Source organism: Aminobacter sp. P4_H6_2, from assembly GCF_056400805.1.
Window position 1 is genome coordinate 1 of sequence record NZ_JBFUKO010000798.1, and the last position, 2,160, is coordinate 2,160.

Sequence of the window (2,160 nt, forward strand, 5' to 3'; positions counted from 1 at the left end):
ACATTGCCGTAATGGCCGTCGACGAACACCACGACCGACATGTTGCAACCGTCGCGTGAAAGCGTCGCCAGCTCCTGCATGCCCCAGCCGAAGCCGCCGTCGCCATTGAGCGAAACCACGCGCCGGTCCGGATTGCCGTGCGCGGCACCAAGTGCCGTGTTGAAGCCGTAGCCCAGCGTGCCCTGATAGCCTGGGGTGACGTAGGAGTTGGCGGCATGGACTGGGAAGGCGATGTTGGAGAAATAGCCGACCTGGGTCAGTTCGCTGACCAGGATGTCGTCGTCGGCCATGCTGGAGCGGATGGCCCTGACATAGTCGGTCTGCGGCTGGATCGCGTCGGTCTGCGATGAGGACCAGGCTTTGACCTTGGCAATCTTGTCGGCGGACGAGGTGCGCTCATCTGCCGGYAGGGCGGCGAGAAGCGCTTCGGCGCCGGCAGCCGCATCCGATAGCACCAGGCAGCCTGGTGCACGGGGTGCGCTGGCAGCCCCAGCGTCGACATTGACGTAGATATATTTGGTCTTGTCGCTGGCATGGGTGGGCTTGGCGATGCCGTCGATGAAACGGGTGCCGACAGCCACAACCACATCTGCATGGGGAAACACGGCCCGGCCGCCAAGCGACGTCAGCGCCAGCGGGTGGTTGTCGTCAAGGATGCCGCGCGCGCCGTCGGTCATGACCACAGGCGCCTGCAGCCGCTTGGCGAGCGCTTGGATGGCTTTGCCAGCGCCGGATGCGGCAGCACCACCGCCAACCTGGATGACCGGGAATTTCGACTGCGCCAAGATGGTCGCAGCCGCCTTGACGGCGTCCTGTTGCGGCTCGGCCCGGCTGAATTCGGCGCGCGGCAGTATTGATGTCACGCCCTTGGCCTGCAGCACATCCGGCGGCAGTTCGATGGCGACCGGACGCGGGTGGCCCGAGCGGAGCTGCACGAAGGCTTCGTGGACGAGCGCGGGCACATCTTCGGGGCGGTGAGCAATGCCATGCCATTTGGTCAGCGACTTGAGGATGCCGCTTTGATCCGGGATCTCGTGCAGCATGCCGTGCTTCTGGCCGATCAGCGTCGAGGGGATTTGGCCCGAGATGCACAGCACGCGCGAACTGCAGGCATAGGCGGTGGCGAGGCCGGAAAGCGCGTTGAGCACGCCGGGTCCCGGCACGACCATGAACACGCCTTCGCGTCCGGTCGTGCGGGCATAACCGTCGGCCATGTAGGACGTCGCCTGTTCGTGGCGCGGCATGACATACCGGATGCGGTCGGGCTGGCTGCGGATGGCTTCCACCGCCCAGTCGAGCTGAATGCCGGGAATGCCGAAGATGTCGGTCACGCCTTCTTCGAGGAGCTGGRCTACCAGCGCCTGTCCCCCGGTCAGCTCCATAGGTTCGTACTTCCCGCTCACGCTTTTCTTCTCCGATAGCTTTTGACCGCAAGGCGGAGGTCTGATCTGGGCCGTTAGCTGGGCCAAGGYGCATCCCAAAGTCCTGCGAATAGTCACGTGGAATACAATGTCGTCTCATAATGCGTTACGGCGTCTCGCTAGTCAACGAAAAATCGCACCCGATAATGACCAGTCAGATGCCGGCGCTGGTCGCCTGTCGTGCACATCCGTAAAAAATGCTAGGCGTCGCTTGCGCCGCCGCTGGATGCGGCAAGCCAGAAGTTGACCATGTTCAAAATACGCGATAGAGTCTCACAATACGAGACAAACGAGGATGTTATGTTTTCCAATCTCTCCACGCCGACGGCCGATCCGCTGCTTGGGATGATGCAGCAATTTCGCGATGATCCGAGCTCCGACAAGGTTGATCTCGGTATCGGCATCTACAAGGACGGGCAGGGCAACGCACCTGTGCTGGCCACCGTCAAGCAGGCGGAAACTTTCCTGGTGGAGACCCAGAAGTCGAAGTCGTATGTCTCCTCGGCCGGCAACGACGACTATAACCGGCTGACCAGGGAGCTGATCTTCGGCGCCAATAGTGGCTTGATCGCGCGGTCGCAGGCGATCCAGACGCCGGGTGGCACCGGCGCCTTGCGCGTTGCGGGCGATTTTGCCAATCGGCTCAAGCCTGGCTGCAAGGTTTACCTGCCGACACCGACCTGGCCGAACCATCCCTCGCTGCTGGCGGCGGCTGGTCTCGAAGTGGTCAGCTATCCCT

Annotated in this window: 2 protein-coding genes; one reads left to right on the forward strand and one right to left on the reverse strand. The window is 62.7% G+C overall.

The window, feature by feature from the left end:
• Nucleotides 1-1,403: thiamine pyrophosphate-binding protein (locus tag AC1DUU_RS30275; protein WP_476787009.1), on the reverse strand; the 1,403-nt coding region annotated here is incomplete at its 3' end.
• 318 nt (nt 1,404-1,721) lie between these two features.
• Between AC1DUU_RS30275 and AC1DUU_RS30280 the strand changes: the two genes are divergently transcribed.
• On the forward strand, nt 1,722-2,160 hold a 439-nt coding region (locus AC1DUU_RS30280), incomplete at its 3' end, for an aminotransferase class I/II-fold pyridoxal phosphate-dependent enzyme (protein WP_476787010.1).